Source organism: Acinetobacter sp. KB005 (assembly GCF_049949095.1).
GTDB lineage: Bacteria > Pseudomonadota > Gammaproteobacteria > Pseudomonadales > Moraxellaceae > Acinetobacter > Acinetobacter calcoaceticus.
The window spans coordinates 3,195,486-3,218,562 of record NZ_CP188191.1 but is presented as its reverse complement, the minus strand read 5'-3'; the positions used below and the strand labels follow the sequence as shown (position 1 = coordinate 3,218,562).

Annotated in this window: 20 protein-coding genes; 12 read left to right on the top strand and 8 right to left on the bottom strand. The window is 37.3% G+C overall.

What is annotated here, in order from left to right:
- The first annotated feature begins 118 nt into the window (after positions 1-118).
- The 5 genes from ACPF64_RS15395 to ACPF64_RS15375 all read left to right on the top strand — a co-directional run bounded on the left by ACPF64_RS15395 (position 119) and on the right by ACPF64_RS15375 (position 4,496).
- A complete protein-coding gene (locus ACPF64_RS15395) occupies positions 119-430 on the top strand; it encodes a YcgJ family protein (protein WP_426456157.1) in 312 nt (103 codons plus the stop codon).
- A gap of 354 nt (positions 431-784) precedes the next feature.
- Positions 785-1,288 (top strand): low molecular weight protein-tyrosine-phosphatase, encoded by a 504-nt coding sequence (locus ACPF64_RS15390; protein WP_426454327.1) that lies wholly within the window; start codon positions 785-787, stop codon positions 1,286-1,288.
- A gap of 19 nt (positions 1,289-1,307) precedes the next feature.
- A complete protein-coding gene (gene murB, locus ACPF64_RS15385) occupies positions 1,308-2,342 on the top strand; it encodes a UDP-N-acetylmuramate dehydrogenase (protein WP_426454325.1) in 1,035 nt (344 codons plus the stop codon).
- Between the two features lie 4 nt (positions 2,343-2,346).
- The gene (locus tag ACPF64_RS15380; protein ID WP_426454323.1) at positions 2,347-3,468 is read left to right on the top strand and encodes a YdcF family protein; all 1,122 of its coding nucleotides are present in this window, start codon (positions 2,347-2,349) and stop codon (positions 3,466-3,468) included.
- Complete coding sequence (locus ACPF64_RS15375) at positions 3,468-4,496, top strand: alpha/beta hydrolase (RefSeq protein WP_005039886.1); 1,029 nt, start codon at positions 3,468-3,470, stop codon at positions 4,494-4,496. The genes ACPF64_RS15380 and ACPF64_RS15375 overlap by 1 nt, the downstream gene beginning before the upstream one ends.
- Before the next feature lie 56 nt (positions 4,497-4,552).
- Here ACPF64_RS15375 and ACPF64_RS15370 read toward each other — a convergent pair whose 3' ends face one another.
- The 3 genes from ACPF64_RS15370 to ACPF64_RS15360 all read right to left on the bottom strand — a co-directional run bounded on the left by ACPF64_RS15370 (position 4,553) and on the right by ACPF64_RS15360 (position 8,057).
- Positions 4,553-5,056, bottom strand: a complete 504-nt coding sequence (locus ACPF64_RS15370; RefSeq protein WP_347019891.1) for a hypothetical protein — start codon at positions 5,054-5,056, stop codon at positions 4,553-4,555.
- 61 nt (positions 5,057-5,117) lie between these two features.
- Entirely contained in the window at positions 5,118-6,173 is a 1,056-nt protein-coding gene (locus ACPF64_RS15365) for a linear amide C-N hydrolase (RefSeq protein ID WP_426454320.1), read from the bottom strand.
- A gap of 210 nt (positions 6,174-6,383) precedes the next feature.
- The gene (locus ACPF64_RS15360) at positions 6,384-8,057 is read right to left on the bottom strand and encodes an FMN-binding glutamate synthase family protein (protein WP_003652279.1); all 1,674 of its coding nucleotides are present in this window, start codon (positions 8,055-8,057) and stop codon (positions 6,384-6,386) included.
- A 464-nt stretch (positions 8,058-8,521) separates the two neighbouring features.
- Here ACPF64_RS15360 and ACPF64_RS15355 point away from each other — a divergent pair, with 464 nt between their 5' ends.
- The 7 genes from ACPF64_RS15355 (at position 8,522) to ACPF64_RS15325 (ending at position 16,618) form a co-directional block, all read left to right on the top strand.
- Entirely contained in the window at positions 8,522-8,953 is a 432-nt protein-coding gene (locus ACPF64_RS15355) for a hypothetical protein (RefSeq protein ID WP_426454317.1), read from the top strand.
- Positions 8,954-9,477: 524 nt separating this feature from the next.
- On the top strand, positions 9,478-10,008 hold the full coding sequence (locus ACPF64_RS15350; protein WP_017392181.1) for a Csu type fimbrial protein: 531 nt from the start codon (positions 9,478-9,480) through the stop codon (positions 10,006-10,008).
- A gap of 83 nt (positions 10,009-10,091) precedes the next feature.
- On the top strand, positions 10,092-10,799 hold the full coding sequence (locus tag ACPF64_RS15345) for a fimbrial biogenesis chaperone (RefSeq protein ID WP_127492266.1): 708 nt from the start codon (positions 10,092-10,094) through the stop codon (positions 10,797-10,799).
- A gap of 40 nt (positions 10,800-10,839) precedes the next feature.
- Complete coding sequence (locus tag ACPF64_RS15340) at positions 10,840-13,248, top strand: fimbria/pilus outer membrane usher protein (RefSeq protein WP_426456156.1); 2,409 nt, start codon at positions 10,840-10,842, stop codon at positions 13,246-13,248.
- Positions 13,239-14,267: a Csu type fimbrial protein gene (locus ACPF64_RS15335; RefSeq protein ID WP_426454314.1), complete on the top strand. Its 1,029-nt coding sequence runs from the start codon at positions 13,239-13,241 to the stop codon at positions 14,265-14,267. The genes ACPF64_RS15340 and ACPF64_RS15335 overlap by 10 nt, the downstream gene beginning before the upstream one ends.
- A gap of 525 nt (positions 14,268-14,792) precedes the next feature.
- The gene (locus tag ACPF64_RS15330; protein WP_426454312.1) at positions 14,793-15,959 is read left to right on the top strand and encodes an MFS transporter; all 1,167 of its coding nucleotides are present in this window, start codon (positions 14,793-14,795) and stop codon (positions 15,957-15,959) included.
- 155 nt (positions 15,960-16,114) lie between these two features.
- Entirely contained in the window at positions 16,115-16,618 is a 504-nt protein-coding gene (locus tag ACPF64_RS15325; RefSeq protein WP_003652266.1) for a hypothetical protein, read from the top strand.
- Positions 16,619-16,665: 47 nt separating this feature from the next.
- Here the strand turns inward: ACPF64_RS15325 and accC are convergent, their stop codons facing one another.
- The 5 genes from accC to ACPF64_RS15300 form a co-directional block, all read right to left on the bottom strand.
- On the bottom strand, positions 16,666-18,036 hold the full coding sequence (accC, locus tag ACPF64_RS15320) for an acetyl-CoA carboxylase biotin carboxylase subunit (RefSeq protein WP_003652264.1): 1,371 nt from the start codon (positions 18,034-18,036) through the stop codon (positions 16,666-16,668).
- A gap of 17 nt (positions 18,037-18,053) precedes the next feature.
- Positions 18,054-18,473, bottom strand: a complete 420-nt coding sequence (locus ACPF64_RS15315; protein ID WP_003652263.1) for an acetyl-CoA carboxylase biotin carboxyl carrier protein — start codon at positions 18,471-18,473, stop codon at positions 18,054-18,056.
- Positions 18,474-18,490: 17 nt separating this feature from the next.
- A complete protein-coding gene (gene aroQ, locus ACPF64_RS15310) occupies positions 18,491-18,946 on the bottom strand; it encodes a type II 3-dehydroquinate dehydratase (RefSeq protein WP_426454309.1) in 456 nt (151 codons plus the stop codon).
- Positions 18,947-19,181: 235 nt separating this feature from the next.
- The gene (locus ACPF64_RS15305) at positions 19,182-20,507 is read right to left on the bottom strand and encodes a Y-family DNA polymerase (RefSeq protein ID WP_426454307.1); all 1,326 of its coding nucleotides are present in this window, start codon (positions 20,505-20,507) and stop codon (positions 19,182-19,184) included.
- Positions 20,508-20,771: 264 nt separating this feature from the next.
- Positions 20,772-23,021, bottom strand: a complete 2,250-nt coding sequence (locus ACPF64_RS15300) for a TonB-dependent receptor (protein ID WP_426454305.1) — start codon at positions 23,019-23,021, stop codon at positions 20,772-20,774.
- Between the last annotated feature and the right edge of the window lie 56 nt (positions 23,022-23,077).

The window sequence follows — 23,077 nt, the reverse complement described above, 5'->3', positions numbered from 1 at the left end:
TAATAGATTTTCCTGAAGACTACTAATTCATATAATGCCCTAACAATTTATAATTTTATTCGGTTCAAAAGTGAAAATTTCTAAAACTGTACTTAGTCTTATTGGATGCTCTTGTTTAATGCTTAGCTCAGCAGTAATGGCGAAAACCAGCTCTAGCGTCTATTCACCTAAAAATGGTGTAATTTGTGACAAATATATCTGCGCTGATAAGAAAGGTGTATCTAAAAAACTTACAGCCAAATACTTAGGAACTAACAAAGCAAACAAAGCATTCTCTCAAGGTGATTTTGATACTTCAGCATTCACACTCTCAAATGGTGTGTTCTGTGATACCAAAACAAAACTATGCCATGTTGATCGATACTTTGAGAATGGACATCGTAGTAAAGTTGATAGAAAAATGACGGATAAACTTTTTAAAAATAAATGATTTTTATCCAAGTTTTACTTAAAAGCCCATAATATTGGGCTTTTTTACATCTAAATAAAAAGTGAAATGAACAGAAAAAAATAATATAAAAAAGTTATTCCTTTGTGTAAAAGCACTCTGATGAGGGCTTTATTATTTTCTTGAAAATTAGAAGATCAGATCGTTTGTCGACTGATTTATCAACTTTTAATCTATTGATAAACATTATTTTCCTTTTCAAGCCTTGTGAGTTTTGACAAAATGCAACACGTCACAATGGTCAATTCAATTCTGACAATAATTTATAGTTTTGTCAGGATGTTGCATGCACCATATTTATTTCGATGTAATTCAAATGTTTGGAAGTAATTTCTAATGGAAACACAATATAAGGTGTTATGTGTCTGTTTAGGAAATATTTGCCGTTCTCCCACGGCTGAAGTGGTTTTTAGACATTATTGTGAAGCACATCAACTCAATATACTTGTCGATTCTGCTGGAACGAGTAATTATCATCCAAACAAAGCACCAGATCAGCGAAGTCAGCTGCACGCTAAAAAAAGAGGTTATGACTTATCTTCTTTACGTGCAAGACAGCTTTCAACTCAAGACTTTTTAGAATTTGACTTGATTTTGGCAATGGATCATCAAAACTTTGATGATATTCATGACATGCTACAAAGTGCGGTTTCTCAGTTTGGCACTCATCAAATTCGGGCAAAAGTAGCTTTAATGAGCGAGCATGATCCCCAATATCCACAACAAGCCTTGCCTGACCCTTATTATGGCGGAGCTGAGGGCTTTGAACGTGTACTCAATCAATGCGAGTCCAGTAGTTTGGCGTGGATAAATATTTTAAAAAAACAATTGAATGTTTAAGAATAGGTTTTTCAATACGATGCAAATTCAAAATCATGTACAGCTTAAGCCATTCAATACTTTGAGTTTAGATGCAACAGCGTCTCACTACACCAAAATCCAAACTATTCAGGATATTGAGGAAGCTTTGGGTTTTGCTGAGCAGCATAATTTAAATGTACTTGTACTATCGGGCGGTAGTAATATGCTACTGCCGCAACAGATCAATGCGTTGGTTATTCATCTAGATATTCAAGGTATCGAAGTTTTATCGAACGATGATGATTTTGTTCGAGTTAAGGTCGGTGCAGGCCAAGTCTGGCATGATTTCGTTTTATACAGTACTCAACAAAATTGGTTTGGCTTGCAAAATCTCGCACTTATTCCAGGCTTAGTTGGTGCTTCACCAGTACAAAATATTGGTGCTTATGGAGTAGAAGTAGGTGAGTTTATTGAGTCGGTACAAGTATATGACCGTAAATTAAAAGAAACTCAGACAATTTTAGAAGCAGACTGCCATTTCGCCTATCGTCATAGTATTTTTAAAGATGATCCGAACCGTTACATCATTACGCATGTGACTTTTAAATTGCTTAAACATCCCCATTTAAAGCTTAACTATGGTGATTTGAAGCAAGCAGTTGGAGATAATCAGACTGCCGAGAACTTACAAAATCAAGTCATTCATATTCGTCAAAGTAAACTCCCTGATCCAAAAGAATATCCAAATGTGGGAAGTTTCTTTAAAAATCCGATAGTTAATCCTCAGGAATTTGAGCGTTTAGTCACACAATTCTCAACAATTCCACATTATCCTCAAGCCAGTGGAAACGTTAAAATTGCAGCAGGATGGTTAATTGATCAGGTGGGTTGGAAAGGTAAACAACTTGATATGGTGGGTATGTTTCATAAACAGGCATTGGTTTTGGTCAATTATGCCAATGCATCTCTTACTGATGTAAAGAAAACTTATCAGGCTGTACAACATGATGTTGATCAGCATTTCCATATTATGTTAGAACCAGAGCCTGTGCTTTATAACAGTTTAGGTTTAATTGAAAATCATACGGAATAGTTTTATGCCACAAGTACACTTAATGGTACGTTTAGTACAAGTAGTCACCGTGCTATTTTTACTATTGGGCTGTTTCGTGGTTTTTTTATATTCGCCGTTTTATTCAAAATTAATTGTAGCTGGACTTAATTATTTTGTACCGGTTGATGTTAATCAAGTCGCTGCTGAAAGCCAGAGACAGGCTGCATTAAGCGAGCATGATAATTTAGAACCAGGCTCGAATCTATGGATTGCTCGTCAAGCATATTTAAAGCTGACTGAAAAAGCTTTACGTGAAAAAAAGACAACAGATCTGACCTATCTTCAAGAAAACTATAAGGCTTTGCAGCAAATTATTCTTTTAGAAGAAAAGGAACAAGATTCAGAGGCAGCCGCTTCCGTAACGGTTCCTTTAGTAGTTAAAAACTCAGAAATTGATGCTGCCGATGAAGCAAGTGCTCCTATTGATGAAGCTCTCTTTATTAATAGTTCGGAAAACAAAGCACTTACAGAGCAATATACTGAGTTTTTAGCAAGAAAACCTGTGGTACCAGAGCATCAAAAAGCTGTTAGTGAACCTGAACAGAAAATCGAATATGTGCGTAAAAATCCATTACCAGTGCAACCTAAAAACTTATCAGAACCTTATGCAATTGTTGTGTTGGGTGGAGGATTAACTTTAGATAAAAATGGTAAGGATATTGTTGTTAATGGCTATACGCGTTTGCGATTAGAAAAAACTTTAGAAGTTGAAAAACAAAATCATCTCCCGATTGTGCTTAGCGGTGTAGAAGCACCCTATATGCAAGCTTGGTTAAAAGAGCGCGGTGTTGACGCAAAGCTATTAGAAAAGCGTAGTATGAATACTTGTGAAAATACACGTTTTAGCTCTTTATTGCTTCAGAAAAAGGGTGGAGCACCGACGGTCATGCTGGTTACAGATGAATACCATATGCCGCGTACACGCCGACTATTTGCTTTAAATGGCATAGAAACAATTCCTGTGGTAGCTCAAATGCCGACAACGCTTACCCGTTGGCAGCCTAATCAACAAAATTATGACCATAGTCGTCGTGCGAATTATGAATTACTTGCGACAATTCGCGACATGTTGTTTGGCTCAAGTGATTGTCGAGAGGTACCTTAATGTCAGATATCCCATTTCTCAATCCTGCCGTATTAAAACAATTAGATTTGCCGGTTCCCAACCGTGATCTTACGCCACAGGTTTTAAGTCCACTCAATTTAAATACATTAGAGGAACCATCGCGAGATTTGCTTGCCTACCGCAAATTGTATGGTTTGCATTTACTTGAATGTGACCATTGGCAGGGCTATGTTCAAATGCCTTTATTTCGCTTACATGTGCAGGTTTTCAAACCTAAAATAGACAAAATACAAGGTACCGTCTGTTTGCTACATGGCTATCTTGAGCATAGCGGTATTTATCAGCCTATCATTCGTGAAATTCTTGAACAAGGTTTTAGTGTTATTACCTACGACTTACCAGGGCATGGTTTGAGCAATGGTTCACCAGCAAGTATTCAAAATTTTGATCATTATCAACAAGTTTTGATGGCTGTTTATCAATATGTGAAACATGCAGATCAGTTGCCTAAACCTTGGGTGGGAATTGGACAAAGCACGGGCGGGGCAATTTGGATGCATCATTTATTAGAATATGCTGAAAAACGCCAGGATCCGATTGTAGATAGAGTCTTATTACTTTCTCCTTTGATTCGCCCTGCAAAAACCGCATGGTGGCATAATCCGGTCGGGTTAGGCATTATTCGCCGTATTAAGCGTCAAGTACCAAGACACTTTAGACGTAATAATCATAATCCTGAATTCTTACGGTTTATTCGCTTAAAAGATCCGTTGCAACCTCGGATGATGGGGATGGACTGGATTTTGGCAATGTCAAAATGGATGCAAGAAATGGAAGAGCGGCCCGCTTGCCGTATTCCTGTCTGGCTTGCACAAGGTGCTCTCGATCAAACGGTTGATTGGCGTTACAACATTGAATTTATTCGTCGTAAATTTAGGCTCCAAACGCTATTAATGCTCGAAGAAGGTTCACATCAATTAATTAATGAACGTGCAGATATACGTGCGGCTTTAACAGGATTGATTCCAGCCTTTTTACATGCGAAACCAAAACATTTTTATTATTAAAAAATAATGCATCTATCCAATAATTTTGGATAGATGTATGACTCAATCTATCTGCTTTATTTTGAATTTTGATAAAGCTGCATAAAGTTTTTATAAACTGAAGATTGTTTTTGTGGACTATACATATTGCGTTCAATCGTTCCTTTATCCGTTTTTATCAAAACGTTTACATTTTGAGCATTTTTAAACTCTTTTAAGAATTGGCTTGGAATAATAAAGAAAGTCGTTGAATGTTTAGGTACTAATCGACTTACATTCGTTTTTTCAGTCGCTTGAGCGGGCTGATAAGTAAATCGCTTCCCATCAATATCAAATGTTAACTCGTTAATATCATAAAAGTTATAACTACTACTTAAATGAACATCTACGCGGAGCTGATCTTTTTGATTCTCGTTCCATTTAACGAGCAAACTAGGACATAATTCAGTTGGTAAACAGTTGAGCTGACCAGCTGTCTTTACAACTGTAGGAGCTGTTGCTTTATCTGTACCAAATTGTGTGGTGCTGCAAGCCGTTGTAAGTAGACAAGAACCCAATAAGAGTAGAGATTTCTTCATCATATAAATTCCAAGATAGTATGTTTAATATTATTTATGTTAAGGCCAATAATTTTGACATAAATTAACGTGTAGTTGGGCTTAAAAATACAAATGGTTTTGCAATTTTAAATGAAGAAGTAGCATCACCTGCATAGATATGGCTTTGATCGGGCCCTAAATCAAGTCTACGCGTTTTACCATCTTTAAAATTAATCTTTTTTAAGTCAACCCAAAACACATTTGGTGATAGGGCAGACTCGAAAAAATAGAGCAGCTGTTTATGATCGGCTACAGTTCGCCAACGAGTTGAAGAGATATTAGGTTCTTCTTGAGTATTTAGTCCATAGGGAACAGACGCATTTCGAATCACACTAAATACAGAGGCTTGAGCCTGTTTACTATCATCATTTTTAGGAATTGCATTAATATAAAATGATGCACGTGCAAAGCGATCAGATGCTCGGTTTGTACCAGGGAGCATGATCGTTCCACCAATTTGTTTCCAATATTCGGCAAGTGCAAGTTGTTTATCGAAAGTAGGCGAGTTAGTCATGACCTGATAGCTGCGACTATGGTGAATAATCTGCTTTCCGTCAATATATTCAATAATTGCGCTATCACCTGTTTTGTCAGAAATAGATAAATGCAGGGTGGTAAGCCTTGATTCACCTGGAACATTGTCGGTAACAATGGTGTAAGGTTCTTTTTCTAAGGCTTTAACAGCCTCATCTACAGTTGCGAAATTATCGAGTACATATTGTGCCCAAGCAGCAATGCTTAGTAATGGTTTATTAGATTTTTTTATATCCGGATATTGAGATTCTACTAACCATAAAATATTGGCAACCAATCCAGCTTCATTCATGCCGTCTGTTGTGGAAACTTCATAACCTGTAGCAATCACACTTCCATATTTAGATGTCCATTTTATTGAATTGGAGCCTGCACTACCATCACGAGCAATGCCACTTGGCATAATCCATAAATTTGTACCCGTATCAACTTTCCAGTCCATCGAGCGAGCAGTAATAATATGTTGGTTATTACCTAAATATACGGCACGTGTACAAGCAACAGCATAGCTACTTAAACCTATTGCTAGTGCGACAAAAGAAGAGATGAATGTTTTTTTCAACATGATGAGATACCTTCTTGTTATAAGCATTAAAAAATTTTTATTAAATAAAATTAAAGTGTGTACGTTATTTATACTTTTATATTAGGTGAAAAATCGATTAAATACAAATTAAAAAGAGAGTGGAATTTAATCAAAAATCACATATTATTTTTAAATATGGAAGAGCATCACACTATGAATGTAATGCTCAAATTATAGGCTTGATATAAATTAGAAATGATTGGCATCAGCCATATTCCACATCCGATAATAAAAATTATCATCGTCGTTATTAAGTTCAGATTGTAAAAGTTCACCTTCTTTTAAGAAAAAATGCAATTGAGCATAGTTCTTAATTTCACGGTCGTTTACTCGCTGAGCCAAATGATGGGCTTTAATATCAGAAGGGTGACGTAAACCAGCCGCAGCAATCATTTCTGATAATGCATGCAAGGTATTTTTATGAAAGTTAAATACTCGTTCTGATTTGGTCGGTACATCAATTGCTTTTTGGCGGTCTTTATCTTGGGTTGCAACACCTACAGGGCATTGGTTAGTGTGACAGCTTTGTGCCTGAATACACCCAACAGCAAACATGAAACCACGTGCTGAGTTAACCCAATCTGCACCTAGTGCAAAAGTACTGGCAATATCGAATGCACTAATGATTTTACCACTCGCACCAATCTTAACTTGATCTCTTAGCCCTGCACCGACAAGTGTGTTATGGACAAAGCGCAAGCCTTCACGTAATGGCGTACCAATATTATCGCTAAACTCAATTGGTGCTGCACCTGTACCGCCTTCAGAACCATCAACCACAATAAAGTCAGGAACAATTTTTGTTTCAAGCATTGCTTTAACAATACTCATAAATTGCCAAGGCTGACCAATACACAGTTTAAAACCAACTGGTTTCCCGCCAGATAATGTGCGCAACTTCTGTAAGAAATGCATCATTTCAATTGGGGTAGAAAAACTAGAATGCTTTGCAGGAGAAATACAGTCATGATCGCGAGAAACGCCGCGGATTTCGGCAATTTCTGCGGTAATTTTATGTTTAGGTAAAATACCACCATGGCCCGGTTTGGCACCTTGGGAAAGCTTCAGTTCAATCATCTTGATCTGTGGTAATTGGGATTGTTTGGCAAACTTTTGCTCGTCAAATTTCCCATCTACGGTACGACACCCAAAATAACCACTGGCAATTTGCCAAACAATATCTCCGCCATTTTCCAGATGATAAGGGCTTAAACTACCTTCGCCAGTATCATGATAAAACCCACCTAACTGTGCACCTTTATTTAACGCACGAATTGCGTTGGCACTTAAACTACCAAAGCTCATGGCAGAAATGTTCATGATTGATGCGCTATAAGGTTGAAGGCATTGAGCATTACCAACCTGAATACGGAAACTCTTTGGATCTGCTGGTGGGCAAGGGCTTATTGAGTGGACAATAAAGCGATAGTTTTCTTGATAAACGTCAATGATTGAACCAAAAGGTTTATCTGCATTTTCATTTTTAGCGCGTTGATAAACTAGACTTCTTTGCATACGAGAAAAGGGCAGAGCATCTTGATCCGCTTCAATAAAGTATTGACGAATTTCTGGGCGTATATCTTCAAACAAAAAACGGAAATGCCCCATAATTGGGTAGTTTCTTAAAATTGAATGTTTATTCTGCAAAACATCATAAAGGCCTAACAAGCTTAGTGCACCCGTGAGCACCCATAAACCGTTAAGTAGAGTATCTGAAATAAAATAATAGATACTATGAGGGGTATATACGGTGCGAAACCATGTAATGCTGAGCGCAGTAAAAATACATAAGAACCAGAGAGAATGGCGTGAAAAAAATGTATTGAGAAATTTATGTCGAATGATTTGTGCTGGACTCGCCATATTGGAACAAATTCCTAATGTTTTACTGGCACATACCTTGCCAAGAAGCAAGTGAAACTACAAGTATGGAATTGTTAGTTTTAGGGGACAAGAAAGAGTACATTCAAAGGTTCGCTTGATTTAGGAATATATTTTTAAATAGAAATTATTTTGACTATAAATAATATTTAATCTGAAGCTTTTGCATTAAGATAAATTATAAAATTAATGGATTTTATAAATGTTTAGTTGTGCTGAAAAATATATTTTGTTAAATCATTTTTCAAAACCTATATATAAACTAGAATTAAATTTAGATTTATTTAAAAATGAAAAAATTGTTTGAATGCTATTTGTACATTTTTGGGTTTAATTGAGAGTGTGCTATTTAATTATTCTTTGCTAATATAAATAAATTGAAATAATATTTTTTAATAGACATTACTACAACTATATAAGATTCTAAAAATTATTTAAGGACTGAAATGAATTGGAAATTATTAATATGCTCTATTCTTCTAACTGGAGTCTTTTTCTTAACTTTAATGTTCTATTTAGGTTTTGATCTGGATACTTTCAAAAAGGTAACTCTAATACAAAGTTTGTTAGTAGCTGCGGCTATCATCTTTGACTCTATGGAACGAAAGAATAATCCTATCTTTCCGGGATATATCTTTTATCCCTTACTGGGGATTTTATTTGTTTTAGGGTTTACGCCTATTCTAGATTTTTTTGCTGAAAGACCTAAAGGATTTCATAGTTGGGATATGAGGAATATGTTTGTCATCAACTCTAGCAGTGCAGACTATCAATTTAGGAAACTGGCTTGGTATGGCAAAGCCTATATACAGTTAGGTTTTGCTATGGTTGGTGGATTTCTGGGCTTATTTTTTCATCTAATTTTTAGAAATAGTTAAGCTAACGCTAACTTCTTTTGATAGGTGAAAAGTGGTTTTAATTACTAAAAATCCTAGAACTGTTATAAGTTACTTAGATTTCTTATTCATAAAATATTATTTTCTTATTCATTTAAAATATATAGAATAATCAGTAGCTTAATTTTTGCACTTGTTTTTTTGACCAATGGTTAAAAAATTATAAAAGGCTAAAAGTGATGGTAAATTTTAACTAATGAAAAACTATCATTTTTTTAGTAAAACTAATAAAAGTTCAATAAGAAGTATCGAAAATTGATATAAAAAGTGTGATAAATCATAAAAATTTTTCTAATTGAGAAATTCATCAGAAGTTGAATTGTTAATTGATATTTAAAATGAAACTTATGTTAGTCTTTTTGTTGTTTTTTTGTATTATGCGCGGTCAGTAGAGTAAAAAAATAACGCTTTGAAAAAACAATCAGAAAAGCTAGTGATTGTGATGGGGAAGGCTAGTTTTTACATCTATTAATTTTATTGGCGTAATGTAAAAAAGGTTTTTTACCATGAAAAAGTCTCTCATTTGTTTACCAGCAATTGCTATGGGTTTAATGTCTATCACTGCCGCAAATGCTGCAACAGCAACAGGCACCTTAACTGTTAAAGCAACAATTACAAATAGCTGTGTATTGAATACTTCAGCTACAGGTACAACAGCTAACGCAGTTTTAGATTTTGGTACTTTAAGTTCTCTTGCTAGCAACGTCGATGCAGACACTACAACGACAGGTGGTACTGCCATCAAAGTTTTATGTAATAACACTGTGCCATGGACTTTGGCTTTTGATGCCGGCAAAAATGCTCAAACTACCCAACGTCGTATGATTGGTGGCGCAACAAGCAACGAATTTATTCCTTACAACCTCTTCTCTGATACTAACCGTGCAACAGCGATTGGTATTTCAACTACTGCATATAGTGGTACTGGTACTGGTGCGCCACAAGCAGTTAACGTCTATGGTCGTATCCCAGCTGGCTCAACTTTGCCAAGTGCAGGTAGCTATGTTGACACTGTAACTGTAACAGTGACTTATTAATTTTTAATAAGTTTTATTGTGTCATTGCTAGCTCTTGATTGAGAGAGCTAGCCTAATTTGAGAAGAGTAGTTCTGGGCAAATCATGAGAAAAAATATCTTTGTTATTACAAGTTTATTGTTATTTTTGCCTAGTATGCTGAACGCTGCATCAATTCGTCTTTCGCCTGTAAGTATTGAAATATTAAATGATCAATCGGCGTCCTCAATCAGTTTATATAACCAGTCAAATGAAAGTACTGATTTGCAGGTACGTGTATTTGAATGGCGCCAAAATGCTGGGCAAGATCAATTAATACCTACAGATGAGATCGCGGTTAGCCCACCGTTTTTAAAATTACAACCTAATGATTCCTATAACTTACGTGTGGTTAGAATTAATCCAGCGCCAGTTTCTGGTGAACAAACATACCGTATTATTATTGATGAACTACCAAAACCGATTGATAACCGTAAAGCGGATCAAGGGATTAACGTACTACTACGTTCGTCATTGCCTCTATTTGTCGTAAATAAAGATGCAATTACTAAACTTACTTGGTCGATACAACAAGAACAAAATAATTCTTCTCTTATGATTAGCAATGTTGGCAATCGACATGCACTTTTAAATAATTTAACACTTGTTGATGTAACAGAAAATAAAAGCTATGCCATTAAAGTAAATACGGTGAATGGTTATATTCTTGCTGGCAAAGCAAGAAATTTTAATATTAGCCCTGATTTTAAATTTCAAGCGGATCATAAATATAATATTTCATTGAATATTAACGGTAAGCAAACATCTCTTTAAAGAGGCACACATGAAATATCTCGTAAGTGCCTTATGTGTTATGTACTTGCCGATTCATGCTTTTGCTGAATCATTGCAAGATAACACCAATATTGCTTTACCAAGTATTCCGGAAGTTACCAGCTCTTCTCATCAGCTATTCAGTTCTGATAAGGCGTACACACAGCTTTTCTTAAAAATTTCTATTAACTCGAATATTTCAACAGATTTAATATCGGTTCGCCAAGATCAAGATGGAAAGCTGTATATTCGTGTTCGTGACTTAAAAGTTTTAAGGGTAAAAATGGATGAACACACTCCAGATAGCCAATGGATGTGTATTAACGAACTAAAAGGAATCCAGTTTAAATATCTAGAGAATGAACAGGTTCTAAACTTACAAGTTCCATCGAACATGTTGACGGATTATTCTGTTGACTTAAATGGTCAACAGCTCACGAGTCCTCATTTACTGAAAATGAAGCCTTTAAACGCAGCCATTTTGAACTATAGCCTGTATCACACCGTGACCAATGACGAGAATGTTTTCTCCGGTTCGGCAGAAGGTATTTTTAATAGTGCTATTGGTAACTTTTCATCAGGCATTTTATATAACGGAAGTAATGAAACTAGTTATAGCCATGAAAAGTGGGTACGTCTGGAAAGTAAGTGGCAGTATGTAGACCCTGAAAAGATCAGGATATATACCTTAGGAGACTTTATTTCCAATAGTTCTGACTGGGGGAGTAGTGTACGTCTAGCTGGTTTTCAGTGGTCGAGTGCCTATACCCAAAGAGGAGATATTGTCACTTCGGCATTACCACAATTTTCCGGCTCGGCTGCACTGCCTTCGACACTGGATTTATATGTCAACCAACAAAAGATTTATTCTGGGCTTGTGCCTTCAGGCCCGTTTGACATTAAGCAGCTCCCGTTTATTTCGGGTAATGAAGTCACGCTTGTGACCACCGATGCAACAGGTCAGCAGAGCATTACTAAACAGGCTTACTATTTTTCATCTAAAATTTTAGCAAAAGGCATTAATGAATTTTCAGTAGATGTCGGGGTTCCACGCTATAACTATGGGCTGTATTCGAACGATTATGATGATGCCACCTTTGCTTCGGGTGCGATCCGATACGGCTATAGCAACTCACTAACCTTAAGTGGTGGTGCAGAGGCTTCTACAGATGGGCTATCAAATCTGGGCGCAGGCTTTGCCAAGAACCTGTTTGGTTTTGGGGTAATTAATGCTGACATTGCAGCGAGCCAGTATAAAGATGAAAACGGTTATTCTGCCTTGGTTGGTTTAGAAGGACGGATTAGTAAGAATATTTCGTTTAATACTAGTTACCGCAAAGTATTCGATAACTACTTTGACCTTGCCCGTGTGTCTCAAGTTCGATATTTAAAAGATAATCAGACCGATGCTGAATCCAAAAATTATTTGAGCTACAGCGCACTGGCAGATGAGATTTTTAGGGCAGGAATTAACTATAATTTTTATGAGGGGTATGGCGCTTATCTGGGTTATAACCAGATCAAATTTAGCGACAATTCTTATAAGTTAGTGTCTGCCAATTTAAGCGGAAGCCTGAACAAGAACTGGGGATTTTATACCTCAGCGTATAAAGATTATGAAAATCATAAAGACTATGGCATTTACTTTGCACTGCGTTATACACCATCTACTAGAGTTAATACGATTACAAGTATTTCTAATGAAAGTGGTAAAACAACATATAGACAAGAAATAAATGGATTTAGTGACCCACAAATCGGTGCATTTGGATGGGGAGGCTATGTTGAGCGTGATCAGGATGCCAATCAAAACAATGCATCTATCTATGCATCTTACCGTGCTCGGGCGGCTTACCTGACGGGTCGATATAACCGAATTGGGGATAATGACCAAGTTGCACTTTCAGCGACAGGATCATTCGTTGCGGCAGCAGGGCGGATTTTTGCGGCCAATGAAATTGGAGACGGCTATGCAGTTGTGACCAATGCTGGACCGCAAAGCCAAATTCTAAATGGTGGAGTCAATTTAGGAGCGACTGATCGAACCGGTCGATTCTTAATTTCAAATTTAAGACCTTATCAGCTTCATCATATCTATCTCGACCCATCATATTTACCTTTAGAATGGGATGTCACATCAACTAACCAAACAGCATTTGTAGGTTATCGCCAAGGTGGCCTTATTGATTTTGGCGCTCATCAGGTCATTTCAGGGTTAGTAAAACTTGTTGATTCGAACAACTCAGCGTTATTACCAGGTTATAGCGTTCGAATTAATGGACAGCAAGATGGGGTGGTTGGCTACGATGGTGAAGTATTTATTCCAAACCTATTAAAACAAAACAAACTTGAAGTAGATCTTCTGGATCATGGTTCATGCCAAGTTAATTTTGCGTATGAAAATAAGCAATACAGTGCTAAAAAGTTGGGGCCTTATGTATGTCGATAACTACTGTCAGTCATAGTTTTTGGATGAAGGGTAAAAATCCTTCATTGGCCATAAAGTATATTTTAGCGATTGTTTTGTTTTTTATATTATATGCATTTTTTAGCTCTGCACATGCGGCTTGTACGGTAACTGGAACCACTAATAGTACGTATACTTATACGGCTGCCACAATTAATAGTGATGCAAGCATCAACTTTTCTGGCACGATTAGCTGTCTTGGTGGGCGTACTACTCCTGAAATTTCAGCTTATATGTGTATGAAAACCGTATTTACGGGAACCACAAACACCAATAACAGTGTTTCATTACCTTATACAGTCACTGCAACTGTAGGGGGGGCAGGTTCTTCCACAACAAATCAAACTTCAAATGTTTGGTATGGACCAGTTAGAACGATCGCTTCAAATAATATTATTAGTTACTCTGTAAATGTAAAAGTCCCAGCCCGTACTGGTTCGCTCATTGCATATCCTAAAGGGACATATACTGGTACGGTTCAGCTTTTTTGGGACATGCAGGCAAGCTCTAGCAGTGTGTGTGAAGGTAATAGCGGAGGCGGGTGGGATTCAGGTAATGCCACTATAACTGCTAATTATGTTGTACCTAGCTTGTGTCAATTAGATTCAACATCAAATGTTGATTTTGGCAATATTAATGATATTGGCTCGGCTAGTCGTGATTACACTGCGCAAGGTGCGGTGAATACGACTTGTAACAATGGAACGCCATACAGTATTTACTTGGGGGATGGAAATAATCGTATTGCTGGAGGTTTTAGACGTATGACAAATGGTAGTAGTCAATATATTCCCTATCAGCTATATCAGAACTCGACTTATAGTACGGTATGGGATACTGCAGGTGGTGTAACCGCGGTTGGAGGTTCTGGAGGTGTTTCCAAGACGGGATCGGGGAGTGCTCAAAGCACAAATGTGTATGGGAAAATTCCACAAGGTACTACTATTTCAACGACTCCAGGTAATTACTCAGATACGATAGTTGTTACAGTAACTTATTGATTAAATTCATTAATTTAATGCTAAATATGTTTTTGGGTTGGTAATGTGAATATCCGTGATTTTTTAATGTGATGCTTTAAGCCAAGTTTGATTCGCACATTTAACTCTACCTAAAGGAGCTATCTATAAATTTGATTTTTTAATTGTTCTAATTTAAAGGAGGTGGAAAAGCTTTTAAAGAAAAGATAGTTGAAAAAAAGACGGTTAACGGTAATGTTGTTTTAGAATAAGTAAAAACAGAAAAAGACAAATTAAAAAAATAAGAAAAAACATCTGATGAATAAATACCTTATGAATATTAAATGTATTTTTACACAAGTTAACACATTGTACAAATTAAATTACAGTTTGCTTATCTTTATTTAATCTTTCTTACCAATAAAAAAGCTTTTAGGGGCAAAGCTGGTTATTAATAAATTAGTTATTTGTATTGCAAAACAAAGTGTTAGAATTGTATGGTTGGGATGTTTTGATATATACAATTATCTCGAATTTTAACCTATTGAAAATACAAAGGTTTACCACTTGTTCCAACTACTTACAATCCAAACTAGACTCGGCGGATTCTACTTTTTCTATTATTCCATTGTTGGCACATTTATGCCTTACTGGAATTTATATCTTCAAGATCAAGGGTTTAATTATCAAGAAATTGGTGTTTTATCGTCAATTGCTATTGTAACGCGTTTCTTTGCACCATTGGTATGGGGATGGATTGCTGACAAATCTGGTAAGCGAATGCTATTAGTACGGTTGGCGACTTGGATGGAATCATGTATATGGTTGGCTATTTTTATAGTTCCCAATACGTTTCAATCCATTGCTTTACTCATGCTTATTTTTAGCTTCTTTCAAAATGCTATTTTAGCTCAATTTGAAGGGGTTACTTTATTTTGGTTGGGCGATCAAAAAGCTAAACTTTACGGCAAAATCCGTAAGTGGGGATCTGTTGGATTCATTGTAGGTGTTTTCGTTATTGGTGCACTTCTAGAAATAGTACCTATTTCGATGCTTCCGATTTTATTATTAATTATTGCTTCATTGGCATTTATTTGGTCTTTCACAATTCGAGAACCGGATGGTGCGCCTACCTCACAAAAGCAGTTAGAGCCTTTACTTCCCGTGCTTAAACGCCCGACAGTAGCTGCATTTTTTACAATTGAATTTATTTTACTTTTTTCACATGCGCCTTTTTATAGTTTTTATAGTAATTTTCTGAAATCTTTGAATTTTAGTACGACTGAAATTGGATTTTTATGGGCTATGGGTGTTTGTGCAGAAATTTTTATGTTTTCAATTGCTCCAAAGATTTTTCAACGTTTTTCATGGCGTAGTTTGGTGATTGTGTGTTTGCTAGTGACGAGCATACGTTGGATGTTGGTTGCACTATTTTCGCATTACTTTGTTGGTCAACTTTTTGCACAGTGTTTGCATGCTTTTAGTTTTGGTCTATTTCACTTAATTGCGATGCGAGTTATTTTTCAAAATTTCTCGGCTGGACAGCAAGGGCGTGGACAAGCTCTTTACAGTACCATGTGGGGGCTGGGTGTAGCTTTTGGTAGTGTTCTGGCTGGGCATTTCTGGAAAATTCTTTCTGGTGAACTCATCTTTATGTGTGCCAGCGTGGTTGTACTCTTAGGTTTGTGCTTTGTAATGTGGCTTCCGAAACAAGTCGATTCTTCAGCTACCTAAGCTTGAGATAATCTAAAACAAAGAATTTATATTGAAAAAAGCAAGTAAATATAAAATTGTTTCATGACTTGTTGTAGCACGTTACAGTTGAAAAATATTGTTTTTATATGGTTATGGAACAGTGATTTTGTCAAAAAATATGCTAACTTAACTTCATGCGTTTAATGATTAATAAATCTATGAAAAATATTTATATTATTGGATTATTGTGGGCTTGTTCTGGTTTAGCTGTGGCAGAAACGGCGACTCAGCAGCCAGCCGAACAACCCGTTCGGACTGCAAGTAATCCTAATGCTATACGTATTGTTACGCGTCCTGAAATTATGGGATTATGGGGAATGGAAATTCCAAATAATAAGAAATGTGTGGAATATTATAATTTCCGTAGTAGTAATGATGTAGTGATCAAAAGTGGTCAAGAATGGTCATATGGCTTATATGAATATCAACCGTCAGATGATCCTAAAGAGCAATTAGCTGCTTTAGTCATGCAAATTAAATTTGATAATAATAAAATGGATTGCTCTGGACAGAAACAAGATCAAACAGGTGATGTTTCTCAATATTTTGTACAGTGGAAAAATGATCATACTATTAACTTCTGTTCAACCGCTAAGGGTGAGCAGTGTTTTGCGACTTTGCGTAGAGTACTACCATAAAGTAATAGATATAAAAAAAGCCTCTTATTTATAAGAGGCTTTTTTTATTATGCAGTTTCAGCTTTCTTCTTTTCTTCCAATTGCTTTAGCAAGTGTTTTTCAAGGTAATGGATGTCCATTGCTTGAGAGCAGAAGCTCTTATCTTGCAAAATAAGATCTTTATGCAGAGGAATATTGGTTTTAATTCCTGTAAGGATCATTTCATCTAACGCTTGACGCATACGTGCAATTGAAGTTTCACGGTCTTTACCATGAGAAATCAGTTTGGCAATCATAGAGTCATAGTAAGGTGGAATGCTATATTCTGGATAGATATGAGAGTCTAAACGAATACCAGCACCGCCTGGCGCATAGAAACTTTCAATTTTACCCGGTGAAGGTAAGAAAGTTGTTGGATCTTCTGCATTGATACGACATTCGATTGCATGTCCTTGAACTTTGATATCTTCTTGTTGAAGTTCTAGTCCTAGGCCGCCTGCAATACGTAGCTGTTGTTCAATAATGTCAACACCAGTCACCATTTCAGTAACAGGATGCTCTACCTGAACACGAGTGTTCATTTCAATAAAGAAGAATTCACCGTCTTCAAATAAAAATTCAAACGTACCAGCACCGCGATATTGCATTAGCTGACATGCATGAACACACGCTTCTAAAATATCAGCTCGAGCTTGTTCTGGTAGATTTGGTGCAGGCGCTTCTTCTAGCACTTTTTGGTGACGACGTTGTAATGAACAGTCGCGGTCATATAAATGAATCGCATGACCATTACCGTCACCAAGAATTTGAACTTCGACATGACGAGGTTTTTGTAAAAAACGCTCCATGTAAACAGTATCATCACCAAACCACATTTCTGCATCGCGTTGTGCTGCTTGAACTGATTCAAGTAGTGTATCTACACGCTCAACAATACGCATACCACGTCCACCACCACCAGATGCCGCTTTAACAATAAGCGGGAAGCCGATTTCTTTCGCTTCTGCTAAGGCATTGTGGATGGTCACGGCATGGTCGCAACCCGGTACAGTAGGTACGCCTGCTTTTTTCATGGCAACAATCGCAGAAACTTTATTCCCCATGAGGCGAATATGTTCTGGACGAGGACCAATAAAAGTAAAGCCTGAACTTTCTACAATTTCAGCAAACTCAGCATTTTCTGAAAGGAAACCATAACCAGGGTGAATGGCATCAGCACCAGTAATTTCTGCAGCAGTAATAATTGCCGGGATATTTAAATAGCTATCACTACTTGCGCCCGGACCAATACATACTGCTTCATCAACAAAACGTAAATGCATCAAATCCTTATCAGCATCTGAATAGATACCAACAGTCTTGATTCCTAATGTTTTGCAAGCCCGGGTAATTCGTAAAGCGATTTCACCACGGTTTGCAATTAAAACTTTTTGCAACATAGACGTCCCCGAGGTAATTACGCGCGATAACGGAATAAAGGTTGACCGAATTGGATAACATCACCATTTTTCACTAAAATTTCTTCAACCACGCCACTTTGAGTTGCTTCAATTGGGTTCATGATTTTCATTGCTTCAATAATACCCAAAGTTTCACCAGCAGATACAGTTTGACCTACTTTAACAAATGGTGCTTCACCTGGGCTTGGAGCAGCGTAGAACACGCCAACCATTGGAGAAGGTTCAACTGCTCCACGTGGTGTTTTTGCAACTGGTGCTTCTGCAACAGGAGCTGCCGGAAGTGCTACACCAGCCGCAGCAACGACTGGACTACGACGAGTTAAAGCGATTGATTGATCACCTTCTTTAACTTCAATCGCTTGCAAGTCAGACTCAATCATTAAATCGATGAGTTTCTTAATTTTGCGGATATCCATGGGCGACTATTCCTAAACTAGTTTGGGTTAGATGGTTGAATTTTTTCAATGGCGTAATCGAGTGCAAAACTATAGCCTTTTGCACCTAGACCACAAATCACGCCAATTGCTTTATCAGATAAATAAGAATGGTGTCTGAATGCTTCTCGTGCATGAACATTCGACAAATGTACTTCAATAAATGGAATGGCAACGCCAAGTAGAGCATCGCGTAGAGCAACAGAAGTATGAGTGAGGGCGGCAGGGTTAATAATAATAAGTTTTACGCCTTCAGTTTTTGCCTGATGAATACGGTCAACAATGGCACCTTCCCAGTTGCTCTGGAAAGTATCTAATGTAATTGATGCGCGTTGAGCTTGGGTAATAAGTTGTTGGTTAATATCACCTAAGGTAAGATGACCATATACTTCTGGTTCGCGTTTTCCCAGCAAATTCAAATTCGGTCCATGAATCACCAAAATGGTCGAACTCATTCAGATTGCTCCAGCTCTAAAGTTGCAAATATTCTTTGCAAGATGTCTGCAAAGTTTGCTTATTATGGCATATGTTTCTACAATTTTTTTATAATTTGTTTTAATTGTCGCAGAAATGGTACGCCAAATTCGGCTTATATATTGTAAATTTTGCGATGATTTAGCAATGTTAAAAAATGACAAAATTTCAAGTAATTTAATGAAGCTTATTTTAAACTGAATTGACAAAAACAGTTCATGTATTTTGTGTAACGGCTGTAGAGTTCTCTTCAATTAAGAGTAGCTCATTCCATCGAGTTAGATAGTTTTTTGAACGGTGACATTGTTTCATATGCCAAGATGGGCTACGCGAATGATAGCCCACTTGTAAATAGTGACTACCGAATCGATTACGCACTGTACTTAGTGTTTTCATGAGTTGTTGTCTTTGCTGGATCAACTCAAGGGGTTGCCATAAATCATCAATGTGATGTTGACGGGCGTGCAAACCACAAAATAAAACTCCAATCTTAATGTATCTTTTATTTTCTTTATATAAAACATCAATTTGTTGCATTGCTGCTTTGGTTAATATGCATAGATCATCTGTTGCATAAGTTAAGCCAATTGCTTGAGATGACGCTTTTTTATAAGGTGGTTTATCTGTTTTTTCATAAAGTATGACTTGAATGCAGGCACAGAGTTGTTCTTGTTTCATTAAACGCCGATGAGCACGATTGAGATGAAAGATAAGCGCTTGTTTAATAATCTCAATGCTGGATAAAGCTTGAGCGAAACTTCGTGATGCTAAAATTCGTTTTGTTAAGATGGCAGGATCATCAAGTTGGATACAGGATTGGCCTTTTAGCTCACGAATGGTACGTGCCATCACCACAGAAAAAGCTTTGGCTAGATGGTATTCATTGGCAAAAGTTAAGTCTAGGCATGAATAAATTTCATAGCTTCGTAGTTGTTTGACCAATTGGTAGCCAATTCCCCAAACCTCTTTAACAGAAGTTTGTTGCATGAGGTCTTCAAGAAGTAGAGGATCTAAAGTAGTGAAATTACAAATCCCATTAAAGCTTTTAATTTTTTTGGCATAGTGGTTGGCTAACTTGGCCTGAGTTTTTGAATATCCGATGCCAATACAACAAGGTAAGCTTAACCATTCCTCTAGCGTTTCTACGACTTTGCCACAATAAGAATGGATATCTAGAGATTGGAGATAAGGGGTAAGGTGGATAAAGCATTCATCAATAGAGTAAGCCTCTAAATCATCGGATGAGAAAAACTCCCCAAGAACAGAAAAAAAGCGACGAGACATCTCGGCATATAAAGTGTAGTTGCTTGAATAGACGTGTACGCCTGCTTTGAGAGCTTCTTCTTCAATTTGATACCATGGGATTCCCATCTTTATACCCAAGTCTTTTGCTTCTTCGCTGCGTGATACAACACATCCATCGTTGTTAGAAAGTACTACAACAGGCAAACCAATAAGTTTGGGATTGAATAGTCGCTCACAACTGACATAACAATTATTAATGTCTACAAGCGCATAAATTTCTCGATGTGAGATTTCCATTATGATTTCCCCTTAAAAATATTGGTAAAGTCACATGCATGAATTGAGTTTCATAAACACGATGTTGAAAAGTGTTGGGAGAAAATCACATCTTGAATATGTAACAAAATCAAGTTAACAAAATTTATGGTAGAAAGCTAGGGTAATCCCGACAGTTGGTTTCAAGTCGACAAAGAAAAGAAAATGGGGCTTAAATAATTTTTAAATAAAAAAAGGAGACCGTAATAGATCTCCTTTTTTGTGACACATGCTATCTAATTTTAATTACCACTTATGGCTATAAGAAACTTTAAGCGTTGCCCCATTTGCGACTAAGTGGCTGGTGTTATTACCAGATCTTAATAATTGACTATAGAGAGGGTAGTATTTGCGGTTAAACATGTTTTCTAAACCAATCGTCACAGTGTCTTTTTTGTTAAGCGCAAAGCTACTGATTAAATCGGCTGTTGTATAAGTTTTTACATCATAGCGACCAAAACTATTTACACCATTCAAGCGGTAATCTTCTGAACCGAAGTAAGTTGCTTGTAGGCGGTTCGTCCAAGTTTCAGTTGGGCTATAAGAAACGTAAGCTGTCAGTTTTAATGGTGGAATACGGAAGCCTGTCATGTCTTGTTCAGCACCGTTTTGAGGTTTTTCACGACCTTTCATCCAAGTAACGCTACCACCAGTTCCCCAAACATTAGCATCGTCAAGGTAGTCAAAAGTTGCTTCAACACCAGTGACTTTCTCTTTGGTTCTAAGCATAACCAAACTATTACTCACTGGTTGCACAGCACCAAGGTCAGAAGTAGAGTGGAATACCGCTAAACTTGAAGAGAAGTTATTGAAATTTCCTTTCCAGCCCAACTCATAGTTATCAACTTTTACAGGCTCTAAGAATGATGAGCCAAGGTTAAAACCTGTGTCGGCATTTCGGATGATCACACCGACATCAGGTAACTGAAAGCCTTGGTTAAACGATGCATAGATCGAGTGTTGATCATTTGGAGAGAAAGTCACATTAGCATTGTATAACCATGCATCAGCTTTCACTTTTCCGCCCGGAACAGTGTAAGGGTTGGTTTTGCCTAATTGTGATAATGGAATAAAGCTATCAATTTGTGCATAGCTGTCTTCATAACGCGTACCAGCTTCAGCTGACCATTGATCATTAAAGCGGTGTTTTAACTGTAGAAAACCACCCACACTTTGCGTGGTGAGTTCGGGTAAATAAATGAGCTTGCCAATTTTTACAAACTCTAAACCACCTGATTGATCATAAATTTGAGGGTCAAAAATATCCAAAGGCATTTCGCTTTTTTCACGGCTAAAGTCGCCACCCCAAACCAATGAGGTATCACCTAAAAACTCAAGTGGTGTGGTAATAGTTAAACGGCTACCGAGTACGTTATTTTCTTGATAGACCTGATCCACTTGTCCACCGCGTGGGCTGACTTTATCTGGGGCAACACGTGCGTCAAATGGTGAAAAACGAGTAAAGAAGTCACGGTAATAAATTTGAGCATCAACCTTATTACCAAACAGGTCTTTATGGTTATAGGTTAGATTGTATATCTGGTTTTCGTTTTTAGTCTGGTCTTTGAGTTTTAAGCCTTTAATGGCTTTCGCTGGTACAGTTCCAGCAGGGGTATTTTTAACACTTGTGTCAGATGCATAATCTGAGTCTTGTTCGGCATTATAATAATTAGCGGCAAATTGTAGGTATTGATTGTCATCAATATGGTAACCAAGCTTACCGCCTACGCTGTAGGTATCGGCATCATAAAGGTCGCCCTGACTTGGTTCCGGTGCAACACGGTCACCACTTGCATCGTACGGACTACCAATACGTTGATAGCCAAAGTCGAGTGCATAGTCAAAAGCGTTAAAGCTACCTGTGAAATATTGATGAATATCGCCACTTAAAGCATTAGAACGGAAATTTGTTAGAGGGGTTTGAAGTCCAACGACTGTTTTTGCTGTAGGTTCGCCACCAGCAGCTTTCGTGGTAATTGAAATAATACCACCCGCAGCGCCACCGCCATAAATTGCGTTACTGCCGCGAATGACTTCAATGTTCGCAATACTTTCAGGGTCAATTGAGGAAAGTCCTCTTGATGTGTCCCGTGTAAGGTTCATTGGAATGCCATCGACCAAGATGAGGGCATTACGACCACGTAAAGTTTGACCGTAATCTGTAATAGTGCGGCTTGAGTCAGACAGGCCCGGTACAGCTTTTGCTAATACAGTCGCGATACTTCCAGATGAACCATTTCTTAAAAGTTCAATTTGTTTTTCATCTAGCTTGGTGACTTGCTTAGCAGAAGTAGAAAGTTCATCTGCGCGTGAAGCGGTAATTGTAATTGTAGGGAGTGCTTCAGGCTTTTTTTCAGCATCTGTTGTCTCAGGAGACGAGGCTGCAAAAGCTGAATTTGAGAGAAAGATGGCTCCACCAAGTGAAAGAAGTGGAATAATATTTTTAACTTCAGACTTTCTTGTAAAAAGTTTATTACTTTTTATCCTATTTCCCATTGTCTCGCCCTGAGAGTGATTTTAAATTGACCGAATTATAAGTGAGAATGATTGTA